This window comes from Pseudarthrobacter sp. S6 (genome assembly GCF_050156575.1).
Taxonomy (GTDB): domain Bacteria; phylum Actinomycetota; class Actinomycetes; order Actinomycetales; family Micrococcaceae; genus Arthrobacter.
In genome coordinates, this window is sequence record NZ_CP189581.1 from 2782459 (window position 1) to 2798479 (window position 16021).

The 16021-nt window shown below is 66.0% G+C and carries 13 protein-coding genes and 2 tRNA genes; 2 read left to right on the forward strand and 13 right to left on the reverse strand.

What is annotated here, in order from left to right:
* Nucleotides 1–131: 131 nt before the first annotated feature.
* Both leuD and leuC read right to left on the reverse strand, forming a co-directional pair.
* On the reverse strand, nucleotides 132–734 hold the full coding sequence (gene leuD / locus ACQCS0_RS13315; RefSeq protein WP_354153689.1) for a 3-isopropylmalate dehydratase small subunit: 603 nt from the start codon (nucleotides 732–734) through the stop codon (nucleotides 132–134).
* Between the two features lie 9 nt (nucleotides 735–743).
* Nucleotides 744–2198: a 3-isopropylmalate dehydratase large subunit gene (leuC, locus tag ACQCS0_RS13320; RefSeq protein WP_282329022.1), complete on the reverse strand. Its 1455-nt coding sequence runs from the start codon at nucleotides 2196–2198 to the stop codon at nucleotides 744–746.
* Nucleotides 2199–2311: 113 nt separating this feature from the next.
* On the opposite strand from leuC, the gene ACQCS0_RS13325 reads away from it, so the two are divergent.
* Complete coding sequence (locus ACQCS0_RS13325) at nucleotides 2312–3031, forward strand: IclR family transcriptional regulator (protein WP_185260852.1); 720 nt, start codon at nucleotides 2312–2314, stop codon at nucleotides 3029–3031.
* Nucleotides 3032–3098: 67 nt separating this feature from the next.
* Nucleotides 3099–3638 carry a DUF1697 domain-containing protein gene (locus ACQCS0_RS13330; protein ID WP_354153688.1) on the forward strand — a complete coding sequence of 180 codons (540 nt, stop codon included), beginning with the start codon at nucleotides 3099–3101 and terminating at the stop codon, nucleotides 3636–3638.
* 5 nt (nucleotides 3639–3643) lie between these two features.
* Here ACQCS0_RS13330 and ACQCS0_RS13335 read toward each other — a convergent pair whose 3' ends face one another.
* The 11 genes from ACQCS0_RS13335 to metG all read right to left on the reverse strand — a co-directional run bounded on the left by ACQCS0_RS13335 (nucleotide 3644) and on the right by metG (nucleotide 16019).
* Entirely contained in the window at nucleotides 3644–5260 is a 1617-nt protein-coding gene (locus ACQCS0_RS13335) for a GTPase (RefSeq protein ID WP_354153687.1), read from the reverse strand.
* Complete coding sequence (locus ACQCS0_RS13340) at nucleotides 5257–7026, reverse strand: dynamin family protein (RefSeq protein WP_426938526.1); 1770 nt, start codon at nucleotides 7024–7026, stop codon at nucleotides 5257–5259. The genes ACQCS0_RS13335 and ACQCS0_RS13340 overlap by 4 nt, the downstream gene beginning before the upstream one ends.
* Nucleotides 7027–7186: 160 nt before the next feature.
* Nucleotides 7187–7262, reverse strand: a tRNA-Glu gene (locus ACQCS0_RS13345).
* A gap of 143 nt (nucleotides 7263–7405) precedes the next feature.
* Nucleotides 7406–7477: transfer RNA gene (locus tag ACQCS0_RS13350), tRNA-Gln, on the reverse strand.
* A 446-nt stretch (nucleotides 7478–7923) separates the two neighbouring features.
* Complete coding sequence (locus ACQCS0_RS13355; RefSeq protein ID WP_354153685.1) at nucleotides 7924–8661, reverse strand: HAD family hydrolase; 738 nt, start codon at nucleotides 8659–8661, stop codon at nucleotides 7924–7926.
* Complete coding sequence (gene gltX / locus ACQCS0_RS13360) at nucleotides 8661–10175, reverse strand: glutamate--tRNA ligase (protein ID WP_354153684.1); 1515 nt, start codon at nucleotides 10173–10175, stop codon at nucleotides 8661–8663. The genes ACQCS0_RS13355 and gltX overlap by 1 nt, the downstream gene beginning before the upstream one ends.
* 20 nt (nucleotides 10176–10195) lie before the next feature.
* Nucleotides 10196–10972, reverse strand: coding sequence for a fumarylacetoacetate hydrolase family protein (locus ACQCS0_RS13365; RefSeq protein WP_058932084.1), 777 nt, complete (start codon nucleotides 10970–10972; stop codon nucleotides 10196–10198).
* Nucleotides 10973–11028: 56 nt separating this feature from the next.
* Nucleotides 11029–11826: an MBL fold metallo-hydrolase gene (locus tag ACQCS0_RS13370; RefSeq protein ID WP_354223087.1), complete on the reverse strand. Its 798-nt coding sequence runs from the start codon at nucleotides 11824–11826 to the stop codon at nucleotides 11029–11031.
* A 178-nt stretch (nucleotides 11827–12004) separates the two neighbouring features.
* Complete coding sequence (locus ACQCS0_RS13375; protein WP_354153682.1) at nucleotides 12005–13117, reverse strand: branched-chain amino acid aminotransferase; 1113 nt, start codon at nucleotides 13115–13117, stop codon at nucleotides 12005–12007.
* A 112-nt stretch (nucleotides 13118–13229) separates the two neighbouring features.
* Complete coding sequence (locus ACQCS0_RS13380; RefSeq protein WP_354153681.1) at nucleotides 13230–14282, reverse strand: 3-isopropylmalate dehydrogenase; 1053 nt, start codon at nucleotides 14280–14282, stop codon at nucleotides 13230–13232.
* A gap of 177 nt (nucleotides 14283–14459) precedes the next feature.
* The gene (gene metG / locus ACQCS0_RS13385; RefSeq protein ID WP_354223091.1) at nucleotides 14460–16019 is read right to left on the reverse strand and encodes a methionine--tRNA ligase; all 1560 of its coding nucleotides are present in this window, start codon (nucleotides 16017–16019) and stop codon (nucleotides 14460–14462) included.
* Between the last annotated feature and the right edge of the window lie 2 nt (nucleotides 16020–16021).

Consider the following 16021-nt stretch of genomic DNA (forward strand, 5'->3'; position numbering starts at 1 on the left):
TACGGCGTGCGCAGCGCCGTCGTGACTTCCCAACGTCGCCACCGCCAGGAGAGATGCAACGCGGGGTCATTTACGGCCCGTCCTGGGACCTGACATGGGCCGCAAGTGACCCCGCGTTGCCCCAGCGGTACTCAGGAAAGGCGGGCCGGAAGCGTTGTGGGCATAAAGGCCGGACGGGTGGTCTCGAAGGCGGTGATGTCCTCTTCGTGCTGGAGGGTCAGGCCAATATCGTCCAGGCCCTCCAGAAGGCGCCAGCGGGTATAATCGTCGATCTCAAAGGGTGCCACGATACTGCCGCAGCTGACGGTCTTGGACGGCAGGTCAACGGTGACTTCGGTGCCCGGGGCGTTTTCCAGTTCCTTCCAGATCAGTTCGATGTCGTCCTGGGCGAGCTCGGCGGCCAGCAGTCCCTGCTTGCCGGAGTTGCCGCGGAAAATATCGGCGAACCGGGAGGAGAGGACGGTCTTGAAGCCGTAGTCCTTCAGGGCCCAGACGGCGTGTTCACGGGATGAACCGGTGCCGAAATCCGGGCCCGCCACCAGGACGGAGCCGGCGTTGAACGGCGCCTGGTTCAGGATGAAGGCCGGGTCCTTGCGCCAGGCCGAGAACAGGGCATCCTCGAAGCCGGTACGGGTGATCCGCTTGAGGTAGACCGCGGGGATGATCTGGTCCGTATCAACGTTGCTCTGCCGCAGCGGGACGCCGATGCCGGTGTGGGTGGTGAACTTTTCCATGGCGGCCTCCTAGGCTGCGTTGGTGCGGATGGCGGCGGACTCGGGAGCAGGATCGAGGTCCGACGGCGAACTCAGGGTGCCACGGATGGCCGTGGCCGCTGCCACCACCGGAGAAACCAGGTGGGTGCGGCCGCCCTTGCCCTGACGCCCTTCAAAGTTGCGGTTTGAGGTCGAGGCGCAGCGCTCCCCCACCTCCAGCTGGTCCGGATTCATGCCCAGGCACATTGAGCAGCCCGCGAAGCGCCACTCGGCACCAAAGTCCTTAAAGACCTTGTCCAGGCCTTCTGCCTCTGCTTCGAGCCGCACGCGCGCCGAACCGGGTACCACCAGCATCCGGATGTTGGGGTCCTTCTGGCGGCCGCGGATGATGTCCGCGGCCGCGCGAAGGTCCTCCATGCGTGAGTTGGTGCAGGAGCCCAGGAAGACCGTGTCCACCCGGATCTCCTTCATGGGTGTACCGGCGGTCAGTCCCATGTACTGCAGGGCGCGTTCGGCGGCAGCCTTGGCGTTCTCGTCGCCGAAGTCCTCCGGGGACGGCACCTTGGAAGACAGCGAAACGCCTTGGCCCGGGTTAGTGCCCCAGGTGACAAACGGCTCCAGCGTGTCGGCATCCAGGTCCACCTCGACATCGAACGCCGCGTCGTCGTCGGTCCTTAGCGTGTTCCAGTACGCGACGGCGGCATCCCAGTCCGAACCCTGTGGCGCATGCGGGCGGCCAAACATGTAGTCGTAGGTGATTTGGTCCGGGGCCACCAGGCCGGCGCGGGCACCGGCTTCGATGGACATGTTGCAGATGGTCATCCGGGCATCCATGGACAGCGCTCGGATGGCGGAACCGCGGTATTCCAGGACGTAGCCCTGGCCTCCGCCGGTACCGATCTTGGCAATCACGGCCAGGATGATGTCCTTGGCGGTGACGCCCGGGCGCAGGGTGCCTTCAACGTTGATGGCCATGGTCTTGAACGGCTTCAGGGACAGCGTCTGGGTGGCCATGACGTGCTCCACCTCGGACGTGCCGATGCCCATCGCCAAGGCACCGAACGCGCCATGGGTGGACGTGTGGGAGTCACCGCAGACAACGGTCATGCCAGGCTGGGTGAGGCCCAGTTGCGGGCCAACAACGTGCACAATGCCCTGTTCCGCGTCGCCGAGCGAGTGCAGGCGGACACCGAACTCCGCGCAGTTGTTGCGCAGCGTCTGAATCTGCGTGCGGCTGGTGAGATCGGCGATGGGTTTGTGGATGTCCAGCGTGGGAGTGTTGTGGTCCTCCGTGGCGATGGTGAGATCCGGGCGGCGCAGCTTGCGGCCGGCCAGGCGCAGGCCCTCGAAAGCCTGCGGAGAAGTCACCTCATGGACAAGGTGAAGGTCAATGAAGAGGAGGTCGGGCTGGGCATTGGCTCCTTCGCCCTCGCCTTTGCGCACCACATGTGCGTCCCAGACTTTCTCGGCCAGTGTCTTTGCCACGGCCATCTCCCTTCACTGCTGTTTGGCTGTTTGGTTCCACTGAACCAGCAGGGCTGCATTTTGTGCCAGCCCAAAGATTTGCATCTCAGATAATGAGACGTCAATATCATTACATGGACAATTCTAGTGGAGTCGGTGTCATTGATAAAGCAGCCCATGTGCTTGATGCATTGGAGGCCGGACCCACCACGCTGGCACAGCTGGTGGCCGCCACTGGCCTGGCCCGGCCCACCGTGCACAGGCTTGCCCTGGCCCTGATCCACCACCGGCTGGTGAGCCGCGATATCCAGGGCCGGTTTGTCCTCGGCAGCCGCCTGGTGGAGCTCGCCTCCGCCGCCGGCGAGGACCGCCTCATCGCTTCCGCAGGCCCGGTCCTGATGCAGCTGCGCGACGCCACCGGCGAAAGTTCCCAGATCTTCCGCCGCCAGGGCGAATGGCGTATTTGCGTCGCCTCCGCGGAACGCCCCATCGGCCTGCGCGACACCATCCCCGTGGGCACGAAACTCTCCATGAAGGCCGGCTCCGCCGCGCAGGTGCTGCTCGCCTGGGAAGACCACGACCGGCTTCTTGAGGGCCTTCAGGCCGCGCGCTTCACGCCCACCGTGCTGGCAGGCGTACGACGGCGGGGCTGGGGCCAGAGCCTCGGCGAACGCGAGCCCGGGGTCGCCTCGGTCTCGGCCCCCGTCCGGGGACCGTCCGGACGCGTGATCGCCGCCGTCTCGATCTCCGGCCCCATCGAGCGGCTCACCCGCCAGCCGGGCCGGCTCCACGCCGAGGTGGTCTGCAACGCCGCCCGGCTACTCACCGAGGCCCTGCGCAAGAGCACCGATTGAGGTCCCGCCTCCGTCCAGGCCTGGCTGCCCGCGGCTAGGCTGTGCGCATGGCGGCTAGGCTGTGCGCATGAACAGCTACGCAGTCTTCCTCCGCGGGATCAACGTCGGCGGGATCAACATCAAGATGGCGGACCTCAAGAACGCCCTTGCATCGCGGGGCTTCGCGGACGTCAAGACGCTGCTGGCCAGCGGCAACGTGGTGCTTGCAAGCGACGAGGATCCTGCTGCCGTCAAACGGACCTTTGAGAAGTGCCTGCGTGACGCGTTCGGCTACGACGCCTGGGTGGTGGTTTTGACCGCCCAGCGGGTCTCCGAACTTGTGGCGGCCTGCCCGTACCCGGCGGACGATAAGGCAACGCACACCTACATCACGCTGGCATCGGACACCGCCATGCTCGACGAGCTGGACGCCGCCGGAGCGGCCCTTGAAGGTACGCAGCAGAAACGCCTCGGCCCGGAGGCATTGGCCTGGCTGGCTCCGGCCGGGGGGACGTTGGACAGCCCGTTCGGCAAGATTTCGTCCAAGGCCAGGTTCAAGGCAACCACTACCACGCGGAACCTGCGGACGCTGATCAAGGTCAGGGACGCCGCAACCGCACTGGCGTAACTACCTTAGTTTCCGCCCGCGACCTTCAGTGCGGCGTTGAATGACGCGAGCCTGCTGACCTCAATTTCAACCGGCTCCACCACGAAGTCCCGGGCAACCCCGCTCACCGCTGCCCGCAGCCGTTTCCTGGCCCTGGCTGCGCGCGCCCTCGCGGCTCCTGACCCAATGAATTTTCCAGTCAGCGCCAGGAAGATCCCCAGCACCACACCGCCGGCAATCAACAGCGTGGGCACCGGCCAGCCCTCCATCTTCGGAACCTGCGGCACGGGCAGCTGGAGATAGCCGAGCCCGGCCAGCACACCCAGCCAGCCCAGTCCGCCCAGGACTGTCAGCAGCGCAAGCCACTGGACGACGTTGAACACGCCCCACCACCAGGACTTCCGGGACGCCATCAGGTCCGTGCCTGCGATGGCCTGGTCCAAGGCATCCGGCAACGCCTCCCGCCCTTGCCGGGCAGCACCCCTGATGGCGGCACGCCACGGTCCGGGTGCGCCCGCACTGGCCGCGTCCGCAAACTCACGGACAGCAGCATCCGTCCGGGCACGTTCCGGGGCGCCCGCGGCCGGGAGCGAGGTCCGGTTAAGTCGGGACGGAGAAGAACTTCTCAGATTGAGCCGGCGGAGCGGATCAGGCCGGAACCGCACCAGCCACCGCGTCACCGGCCACCCCGTGCGGCGCGTCGACTCGATGCGGTAGGACCGCGCAACTGCGTCCACCACCACGGGCACGTTGGCGGCCGTTGCCAGCTCATCGGTGAGCCGGGATCTCGACGCCGGCCTGACACCGACGGCTTCCCCGGCGCCGGCGGCTTTCCGGAGTTGCCCTGAGGCCCGCGAAACGTCCGCGGCCAGCCGCTGCGAAAGTGCTTGGCGCTGCACCACCACACCGCGGATGGCACTCCGGACCTTGTCCACGCCGGTGCCCTTCAGGGCGGATGCGCCCAGGACCTGAACCTTTCCCAGCCCGTCGCGGGCAAGGATCCCTTTCAAGGACTCCAGCACAGGCTGCACGTCCCGTTCGGGCAAGCGGTCCACCTGGTTGAGGACCACCAGGGTCACGGCGCCATGCGCGGACAGGGGCGCCAGGAAATCGTTGTGTACCGCCGCATCGGCGTACTTTTGCGGATCCAGGACCCAGACCAGGACATCAACCAGGCCAACCATGCGCTCCACGATCTCGCGGTTCGCGGCCCTGGTGGAATCGAAGTCCGGCAGGTCCAGCAGGATCAGCCCCGTGCCCTCGTCCGCGAAGCCTGCCACGGGCTCCGCATGGTGGCGGTTGCCCACCTCAAGCCAGTCCAGCAGCGGCTCGCTGCCGTCCGCTCCCCAGACACCAGCCAAAGGTTCCGACGTTGTGGGCCGGCGGGCGGCCGCCGTCGCGATTTCAGCGCCGCTGACCGCGTTGAAGAGTGACGATTTTCCGCTACCGGTGGCACCGAAGAACCCTACAACGGTGTGATCAGCCGACAGTGACCGCCGGGAGCTCGCACGTTCCAGGAGCCGGAACAACCCCTCAAGTGCGGCATCCGGCAGGACGCCTTCGGCGAGTTCGCGGGCATCATTGAGGGCTTGGAGCCTGCGGTCCAGCTGCGACGCTTCACGGGCGACGCTGTGGCGGCTCATGCTTGGGCCGCCAGCCGGGCCAGTGCAGCGGCATGGTCCGTCAGGATCCGGCCGGTGTCCGCGCCGCCCTCCGGCAGGCGTTGGAGGAACTTCTGCTGCTCTGCCTGCAGCAGCCGCTGGCAACGGGCGTGGAGGTCATCCCGCGCCGTCTGCGCAAGCCGGCGCACCGCGTCTTCGCCGAACACCGCCTCCAGAAGTCGTTGGCCGACGACGGCTGTACCGCCCGCCACACCGATCTCCAGCCCGGTGAGGCCGGCGGTCATGGAAAACACCACGATCATCAGGGCGGCACCCAGCCCGTTGATGCCAAAGGAAAGCCACCTCGCCTGCGTGCGCTTACCTTGGCCTTCAGTGCGGATCAGTTCCATCAGGGCGGCCTGCCAGGCCCGGATCTCCGCTGCGGCCACCTCGGCGAAACCTGGGCTGGTGCCGGACAGATCGACAGTGCCCAGAAGCTCGCGGCCGGCCGGGTCCGAGCGCCAGCGCTGGTCAGTTTCCTCGCCGGCGTTGGCGGCCTCGTCCAGGATGACGGCCTGCAACCCCGTTTCGATGGCGGCTTCAACCCGGACGGCCGGCGTCGGCTCCCCCCGGAAGAAGGCTCCCACCCGGTCCCGCAGCCGTCCGATGTTCTGTTCCAGCGCCCGGAAGAATTCCCCGGTTCCAACGAAATCCTGCCAGCGCGCCAGTACTTCCCCGCGGAGGAGGGCGCCGTCCTTTGTTGCGTCGAGGATCCGGGTTCCGGCATTGCGATAGGCGGCCTCAGCGTCTGCCCGGAGCGTGGCCGCGGCCCGCTCCTGCCCCTGGACCGCGTGCGCCACGGTTCCGACCCGCCCGGCCAGCGCCTTCACCGTTCCGTTGAGCGTACGGCGGGCAATGCCGGACCGTCCCGCGGCGTCGGCTGCAAGATCCTGCAGCCAGCGCCGCAGCGGCTCCACGGCGTGTGTTGGCAGCATGCCGAGATGGTCCAGGTCCGTCTCCGGCACAATGAACAGTCCGGCATCGCCGAGCCCTTCTTTCTGCAGCAACGCACGGAGATCGGCGCTGACTTCGGCTTCCGCCTCGGCCGGCACACGGTCCAGGACCACGGCCACCATGATGTCCCGCAAGGACGCGTCCAGCAGCAGCTTCCACGGGACCGCGTCTGCGTAGCGGTTGGCAGTGGTCACAAAAACCCAGAGGTCCGCGGCGGCCAGCAGCTGTCCGGCCAGTCTGCGGTTGTCGTCGGAAATGGAGTCGACGTCGGGAGCATCAAGCAGCGCGATCCCCTGCGGAACAGCCCGGTCCGATACCAGTACCAGAGAGGAAATGGCCTCCACATCGGGTGTTGCGCCGGCCCGGCTGGCCGGGACGGGTTCCGTGGAAACAGTCCCCCGGATACGGTTGAGGGTGGGCAGCACACGGTGGCCTTCGAACCAGCCGGCATCAGCCGGGTGGTGCAGCAGAATGGGCTGCCGGGTGGTGGGCCTGATGGCGCCGGAGCGGGTGACCGCGTGCCCCACCAGGGCGTTCACCAGCGTTGACTTGCCGGCGCCCGTGGAACCCCCGACGACGGCAAGCAGCGGTGCGTCCAAGCTGCGGTATCGCGGCAGGATGTAGTCATCCAGCTGGGCAACGGCGTTCCGCGTGTCCTGGCGCGCCTGTTCGACGTCCGCAAGGGCAAGCGGCAACAGCACCGCGGAAAGGTCCTCACGTACCGCCTCGAGCAAGGCCACGGCCGGATCAGGCGTCGGGTTGGGCGGGCCAGCCTGCGTTTTCGGTGCGCGCATAGGCTGCGGAGGCTGCGTGGGACGAAGCCCGTCTGAGGAGGTCACAGGATCATCATGCCAGTTGCGCCGCTTTTCCACCGGCCCCCGGTTTTGTCCTGTTTCCGCCGGAGCGGAGTCCACAACGAAAAACGGCCCCGGGCTGAGGCCCGGGACCGTTTCATGGTGACCCCAGCGGGATTCGAACCCGCGTTACCGCCGTGAGAGGGCAGCGTACTAGGCCGCTATACGATGGGGCCGCGTACTTCCAGGAAGTTTTCACTTCCAACCGGCGCCAGGCCGGTTTGCTAAGTGAGTATTTCATACACTCAGCGCGCGTTTCAAATCGGCGAACCGATCTGAAACCACTGATTTGCCGCGGTTAGCCTGCGACCAAACAGAGCTGGGATACCAGGACTCGAACCTAGAATGACGGTACCAGAAACCGTAGTGTTGCCAATTACACCATATCCCAATGATACTTTCGGGCCGGAGTTTCGGGCTTCAAGCCGCGCTCCGTGCGCCTCAGCACGAGAAATTACTTTACCCGAGACTTTGGGCTGGCACAAATCGGCGCTGACGGCTTGGGTGCCGAAGCCCTTGCCATATCCCCGGAATAATTTGCTCTCGGTAAGTTACTAATGAATAACCATCGTCCTGCCCTTGCCCCAGGTCCTCCGGATGTCCTTTGTCGTCCGGGCTACCGCTTGGTTCAGGTGGGTGGCCCCGGCAGGCTCGATCAAGGGGCGTCACCATTGCACGGAGCAACAGGGCGCCTGACAGACGGCTTCGCCGCGCCGGGTGGAAAGCTCAACAGCCGTGCCCCCTCGGACTGGTTGCTGGGCTTGTGTTCGGATCCGCAAGCAGCTACGTCGTTCTATGGAACAGGCGAAGGCTGCAGGCTGCAGAGTAAAAGGCCGCTCAGCCCAGCAGCTGCGACAGCGACGTGACCTCGTGACCGGCGAAATCCGGCGCAGGCTCCCCCACCCTGTTGAGCCAGACGCCGATCAGGCCCGCCGCCGTCGAACCTTCAGCATCCAGCATCCTGTTGTCCCCCACATAGAGGGTTTCCTCCGGTGCGGTCCCCAGCAGCCGGACTCCTTCGAGGTAGATGGCCGGCTGGGGCTTGGCCACCCCTACGGTGTCCGTGCCAACCAGGCGCATGACGCGTTCCAGGCCGGCACTGTCGAGCTTTGCCCGCTGGTAGTCGTGCACGTTGTTGCTGACGGCACCGTAGGGGATGCCGGCCGCGTCCAGCACGTCCAGGAGCGGCAGCACGTCCTCAAAGGCCCGCACATAGCTGGGCTGCAGCCGGCTGTAGGCCGAGAGCCACCCGTGCGATTCTTCGCCCTCGGCAAGTTCCACCCCGAAGTGCCCCAGGGCGGCGCGCCCCCGCAGGAGGCGCTGGTCATTGAAGGTCAGCTCCCCCGCCAGGTACCTGTCGTAGTAGTGCGTGGTCTCGTGCGTGAAGATCCTGCCGAAACGCTCCCACGAGGTCTGGTCCAGACCGGGCAGGAGGTGCTCGCTGACCTCGCGCAGGGCTGTGGTCATGGCGTATTCGAGGTCCACCAGGGTGTCGTCGATGTCGAACAGGACGCCCCGGATGGTCCCGAAGCGCGTCTGCAGAACTCCGTCAGCGGTGGTGCCGGTGGCGGACATCAGCCGCGGAAGGCGCGGAGCCGGCTCAGGGACGAGTCCTTGCCCAGGATCACCATGGATTCGAAGAGCGGCGGGGAGATCCGGCGCCCGGAGACGGCTGTGCGCACAGGACCGAAGGCCAGCCGCGGCTTCAGCCCGAGGTCCTCCACGAGCGCCTGCTTCAGGGCCGCCTGGATCTCCTCCGGGTTCCAGTCCTGAACAGGCTCAAGGGCCGCCAGTGCGGCGTCAAGTACTTCGGTCAGGTTGGCTGGCAGGCCCTTGCGGGCGTCGTCTGCGACGTCGATCGCGTCGTCGGCCTTGAACAGGAAGGCGAGCATCTCCGGGGCCTCCCCCAGCAAGGTGATCCGCTCCTGGACGAGGGGTGCGGCCTCGGTGAGGATCTCTTCCTCCCGGTCGGTGAGGATCTCCCCTACCAGGTCCGCGGCCCGGAGGTACGGCACCAGGCGGGCACGGAAATCGGCGGCCTCAAGCAGCCGGACGTGCGTACCGTTGATGGCCTCTGCCTTCTTCAGGTCAAAACGTGCCGGGTTTGCCAGCACATCGTGGATGTCGAAATGCTCCACGAGCTGCTTGACGGTGAAGATGTCCTCGTCGGCGCTCAGCGACCAGCCCAGGAGGGACAGGTAGTTCAGCAGGCCCTCGGGGATAAAGCCGCGTTCGCGGTGCAGGAACAGGCTGGATTCGGGGTCGCGCTTGGAGAGCTTCTTGTTGCCCTGGCCCATGACGTAGGGAAGGTGGCCGAACTCGGGCATGTACTCGGCCACGCCGATGGCGTAGAGGGCACGGTACAGGGCGATCTGGCGGGGCGTGGAGCTGAGCAGGTCTTCGCCGCGCAGCACGTGGGTGATGCCCATCAGGGCATCGTCCACCGGGTTCACCAGCGTGTACAACGGCGCGCCGTTGGCACGGACCACCGCGAAGTCCGGCACGGAGCCTGCCTTGAACGTGATCTCGCCGCGGACGAGGTCCTTGAAGGTGAGGTCCTCGTCCGGCATCCGCAGGCGCAGCACGGCCTGGCGGCCTTCGGCCTTGTACTGGGCCAGCTGTTCCTCGGTGATGTGCCGGTCAAACCCGTCATACCCCAGCTTGGGGTCACGGGACGCGGCACGGTGGCGGGCTTCGATTTCAGCCGGCGTGGAGTAGGACTCGTAAATGTGGCCGCCGGCCTTCAGACGATCGATGACATCCTGGTAGATGTCGCTGCGCTGGGACTGGCGGTACGGCTCGTGCGGGCCGCCCACCTCGACACCTTCGTCCCACGTGATGCCCAACCACTTCAGCGCGTCCAGCAGCTGGTGGTAGCTTTCCTCGCTGTCCCGCGCGGAGTCCGTGTCCTCGATGCGGAAAACCAGGGTGCCCTTGGTGTGCCGTGCATAGGCCCAGTTGAACAGCGCCGTGCGGATCAGGCCGACGTGCGGGGTGCCCGTGGGTGACGGGCAGAACCGCACCCGGACCGGGGTTTCGGCAGTGACGGACGGGATGGCGGCAGGGTTCAGCGCGGAGGCAGTAGTCATAGTGGTTCCAACTTTACCCGTCAGCGGCGGACCACCGGGTTGGACAGGCGGCCGATACCCTCGATCTCGACGTCATAACGGTCCCCCGCGGTGACGAGGTCGACGCCGGCCGGGGTGCCTGTCATGATGACGTCACCGGGGAGCAGTGTGAAGGCCTGGGACACGATGGAGACGATTTCCCGGACACCGCGGATCATCTGGCTGGTGCTGCCGTCCTGGCGCAGTTCGCCGTTGAGCCAGCCCTTGATGGCCAGGTCTTCGGTGTCCAGCTCGGTCTCGATCCAGGGTCCGAGGGGTGCCGAGGTATCGAAGCCCTTGGCCCTGGCCCACTGCAGGTCCGTTTTCTGGACATCGCGGGCGGTGAGGTCGTTGCCGCAGGTGTAGCCGAAGATGACGTCGTCGACCCGGTCTTCGGGGACGTCCTTGCAGATCCGGCCGATGACCACACACAGCTCGGCTTCGAACGAAACTTCGTCTGAAAATTCCGGCAGCACTATGGGGTCGCCGGGGCCGATGACGGAGGTGTTCGGCTTCAGGAACAGCAGCGGCTGCTGCGGCACTTCGTTGCCCAGTTCGGCGGCGTGCTCGGCGAAGTTGCGGCCCACGCCGATCACCTTGCTGCGGGGAATGATCGGCGCCAGGAGCCGGACGTCTTCGAGCTTGTGCTTGACGTGGGTGCGCTCCACCCCGTTGAAGAAGGGGTCGCCGTTGATGACAGTGATTTCCTCACTGCCGGGTTCACCTTCAACAACGCCGTAGAGGGGATCGGAATCGACTACAAACCTGGCAATACGCATGGTCTCCAGCCTACCGTCTTGAGCGGCGGCACCTGCCTTTGCGTCAGGCCCTATGGTCAGGTGCCGGGCAGCCCACGGAGGTAATCGAGTTGCGCGGCAACCGACATTTCGGCCGCCCGCCGGACGGAAGGGTCAACGTCGGCGTACACGGCGTCTGCCACGTCCGCCACCGTGGCGTCCCGGCCCAGCCGGGCCAGCGCTGCGCGGATCTGTTCCAGCCGCTCCTGCCGGTGCTCGCGGTAGGCGCGGGTGATGGCCTCCAGGGAGGGCAGCACCGGGCCGTGGGCCGGCAGGACGGCGGCCTGACCAAGGGCTTCGAGCCGGTCCAGGGACCGGAGGTAGTCCCGCAGCCTGCCGTCCGGGTAGTCCAGCATGGTGGTGCCCCTGCCCAGGATAGTGTCGCCGGTCAGCACTGAACCGTGGGGGCCGTCGTGGGGAAGATGGAAGCAGACTGAATCGGAGGTATGGCCCGGCGTGGCCAGGACCTGGACCCTCACTCCCGCCGCCTGGATGGTTTCACGGTCCTGAAGGGGTTCGCCGCCGCCGTGGCAGTGCCGGGGATCGGCGGCGCGGACCGGGGCGCCGGTGAGCTCATGGAGCCGCAGGGAGCCCGCGGTGTGGTCTGCATGCCGGTGCGTGACAAGAATGAGTTCCACGGGGCCCGCGTCCGCGAGTCGGCGGAGGTGGCCGTCATCCGCGGGGCCCGGATCCACCACCACGGATGCGCCGGCCCCGGGGGCGGCGATGACGTACGAATTGGTGCCGTCGAGGCTCATAGGCCCGGGGTTGGGCGCCAGGATGAAAGCCGTCAGCGGGCTGCAGGTGTGGAGGGAGCCGCTCGAAGTGGAGTTCACTGCACCATCTTCGCATCCGGCCGGCACGGAATAGCCGCACCCCCCAGGGCTGGTGAGCCCAACGACTGGGAGGGAACTGCGCGCAGTTAAAGGACAACGCGGGGTCACATAGCGCCCGTCCCGATGCGGTTAATGGGCGTTAAGTGACCCCGCGTTGTACTGGCCAGGGTTGGGGAGGTCAGGCCAGGCGGGTCAGCCAGCCGTGGGTATCCGGCGCGGTTCCGGTCTGGATGCCCAGGAGCTGTTCGCGGATGGCCATGGTGGTTTCCCCCGCCGCCGCGTCCTCGGAGCCGATGAATTCGGCGGTGTCCTTCAGGACCCCGATCGGCGTGATCACCGCTGCGGTGCCGCAGGCAAAGACCTCGGTGATCTCGCCGGAGGCCACGCCGTCGCGCCATTCATCAAGGGTGATCTTGCGCTCCGTCACTTCACGGCCCATGTCCCTGGCCACCTGCATGACGGACATGCGGGTCACGCCTTCCAGAATGGTGCCGCTCAAAGCCGGAGTGACCAGTGAGCCGTCCTTCATTACGAAGAATACGTTCATACCCCCGAGCTCTTCCACGGCGTCATCGTTAAAGTGGTCCAGGAACAGCACCTGCTTGCAGCCGTTGGCCTCGGCTTCCTGCTGCGCGATCAGGGAGGCGGCGTAGTTGCCACCGCACTTGGCCGCACCGGTGCCGCCGCGGCCTGCGCGGGCGTACTCGCGGGAGATCCAGATGGACACAGGCTTGAGCTCGCCGCCGAAGTAGTTGCCGGCAGGAGAGGCGATCACCCGGAAGGACACCTCACGCGCTGCCCGGACACCCAGAAACGCCTCGGTGGCGATCATGAAGGGGCGCAGGTACAGGGCCTCGCCGTCACCGGCGGGAACCCATTCCTTGTCCGCCTGCACAAGTTCCCGGATGGCGCCCAGGAAGTATTCCTCGGGCAGTTCCGGCAGCGCCAGGCGTCGGGCCGACTTGTTCAGGCGGGCCGCATTCGCCTCCGGGCGGAAGGTCCAGATTGATCCGTCAGCGTGGCGGTATGCCTTGAGGCCTTCGAAGATTTCCTGGCCGTAGTGCAGCACCGCCGCAGACGGGTCCAGGGAGATGGGTCCGTAGGCCTCAACGCGTGCTGTGTGCCAGCCACCTTCGCCTTGCTCGTTGACGCTGTAGTCGACGACGGCGGTGTGGTCGGTGAAGTAGTTGCCAAATCCCGGGTTCGCCAGGATGACTGCACGCTCTTCAGCTGACTTCGGGGTTGCCGAGAGTTGCTGGTTAAATTCGACGCCATGGGCGGTCTGAGTCATGGTTCCTCCACAATCGGCTGCCTTCTGGATGTGGTTCAGCACTGAACCGCAGGGCAGCATTTGGTGATTCGAAACTAGCTTACGCCGGTTAACCGAGTCTCATGAGCACGGTCTACAGCGCGGCAGCGATCGCATCCCCGACCGCGCTGGTACTGCGGGTACCACCGTCGCGGGTTTCGACGTCGTCGATCACCGCAGCTTCGATCCGGCGGGCCGCGGCGGCGTAGCCGAGGTGGTCCAGCAGGAGCACCGCGGACAGGATGGCCGCGGTGGGATCTGCCTTCTGCTGGCCGGCGATGTCCGGGGCCGAGCCGTGGACCGGTTCAAACATGGACGGAGCAGTACGGTCCATGTTGATGTTGCCGGAGGCCGCCAGCCCGATGCCGCCGGTGATGGCTGCCGCGAGATCGGTGAGGATGTCGCCGAAGAGGTTGTCGGTGACAATGACATCGAAGCGGGACGGGTGGGTGACCATAAAGATGGTGGCCGCATCGACGTGCAGGTAATCGTGGGTGACCTCGGGGAATTCCTGGGCCACCGCCTCGACGGTGCGCTTCCACAGGTGGCCGGCGTAGACCAGGACGTTGTGCTTGTGGACCAGGGTCACATGCCTGCGTTCGCGGGCACTGGCGCGGCGGAAAGCGTCGCGGACAACGCGCTCAACGCCATATGCCGTGTTCAGCGAAACCTCGGTGGCCACCTCGTGGGGCGTGCCGGTGCGAAGGGAGCCGCCGTTCCCCACGTAGGGCCCCTCGGTTCCCTCCCGGACGACGATAAAATCGATGATGCCGGGATTCGCCAGCGGGCTGCCTACCGTTCCGTACAGCCGCGACGGCCGCAGGTTGACGTAGTGGTCCAGGCTGAAGCGGAGCTTGAGCAGCATCTCCCGCTCGATGATGCCGGACGGAATCCGGGTGTCACCGGGGGCGGCGCCTACCGCTCCGAAGAGGATCGCGTCCCGCGTGCGCAGATCGGCAAGGACCTCGTCCGGAAGGGTCTCGCCCGTGGCCAGCCAGTGCTCGGCGCCGAGCTTGTAATGGGTCTGCTCGAGGACCACGCCTTCAGCGGCGACAGCCTTTTCGAGGACTTTCAGTGCCTCGGCAATGACCTCTGGGCCAATGCCGTCACCGGGAATGACAGCGAGATTGATCGTGGATGCGCTCATGCTCCAAGAATATTAAGATCATCCGCATGCCGGACAATCAGTCTCATTTATTGAGACGAAGGGCTGGGTCCTCCGGTGAGGTCACCTGGTCCACACTGCCTTCCATGGCGGACCCTAGCCTCCGGCCCCGGAAACGTACTCAGACCGCGTACCAGCAGGTGGCCGACCGGGGAATACCTAGGCTTCGGCTGGCTCCTCGTACTTCGGGAAGACGGGCGCCGGAGCCGGCAGGGGCGTTCCGGCGACAATCGGCGTAGTAAGCGCGGCGAACTGGCGGGATCCGCCGTCGGGCTGTCCCAAGGTGTCCAATAGCGAGGCCGTGGCCGTGGGCATCACGGGTTGGGCCAGGATCGCCACCATGCGCAGCACTTCCAGCGTCACGTACAGGACGGTGTTCATGCGTTCGACGTCGGTCTTCCGCAGCACCCAGGGGGCCTGCTCGGCAAAGTAGGCGTTGGTGTCCCCCAGGACCCCCCAGATGGCCTCGAGGGCGCGGCTGAATTCCTGCTTTTCGAACGCGGCGCGGGAAGTCTCCAGGAGGCCGTTGGCCTGCGCCAGGATCGCGGTGTCTTCAGGGGTAAAGGCACCCGGAACCGGGACCCGGCCCTCGCAGTTCTTGGCCACCATGGACAGCGAACGCTGCGCCAGGTTGCCGAAGTTGTTGGCCAGGTCCGAGTTCATCCGGCCCACGATGGCCTCATGGTTGTAGCTGCCGTCGGCGCCGAACGGGACCTCGCGGAGGAAGAAGAACCGTACCTGGTCCAGGCCGTACTGCGCCACGAAGTCTGCCGGCGCCACCACGTTGCCGAGCGACTTGGACATCTTCACGCCGTTGTTGTGCAGGAAGCCGTGGATCATCACGCGTTTGGGCAGCTCGATGCCGGCACTCATCAGGAACGCCGGCCAATAGATGGCGTGGAACCGCGAGATGTCCTTGCCGATCACGTGCACGTCGGCGGGCCAGAACTTCTTGAATGATTCCGACTCCACGTCCGGGTAGCCGACGCCGGTCAGGTAGTTGGTGAGCGCGTCCACCCAGACATACATCACGTGCTTGTCGTTGCCGGGGACGGGGACGCCCCAGTCGAAGGTGGTGCGGCTGATCGACAGGTCTTCGAGGCCGCGCTTGACGAAGCTGATGACCTCGTTGAAGCGGGACTGCGGTGCGCCGAACTCCGGCTGGGCCTCGTACAGCGCCAGCAGGCGGTCCTGGTAGGAGGACAGCCGGAAGAAGTAGCTCTCCTCAGCCGTCCACGTCACTTCGGTGTCCGTCTCCTTTGAGTACCGCACGCCGTCGTCCTTGACTACGGTGTCGTCCTCGACGTAGAAGGCCTCGTCCCGGACGGAGTACCAGCCTTCGTACTTGGACAGGTAGATGTCGCCGTTGGCTTCCATCTTCTTCCAGATGGCCTGCGACGCGGCGTAGTGGTCAGCGTCAGTGGTCCGGATGAAGCGGTCGTAGGTGATGCCCAGGGCGGCGTGGGCAGACTTGTAGACTTCCGCGTTGCGGTCCACCAGCGCCTTGGGCGTAAGGCCTTCCTTCTCGGCCGCCTGCGCAATCTTCATGCCGTGCTCATCAGTGCCCGTCAGGAACATCACGTCGAAGCCATCAAGCCGCTTGAAGCGCGCCATGGCGTCGGTGGCGATGTACTCGTAGGCGTGCCCGATGTGCGGAACACCGTTCGGGTAGGTGATGGCCGTGGTGATGTAGAACGGGGTTTTGACTGTTGCGTTCACGT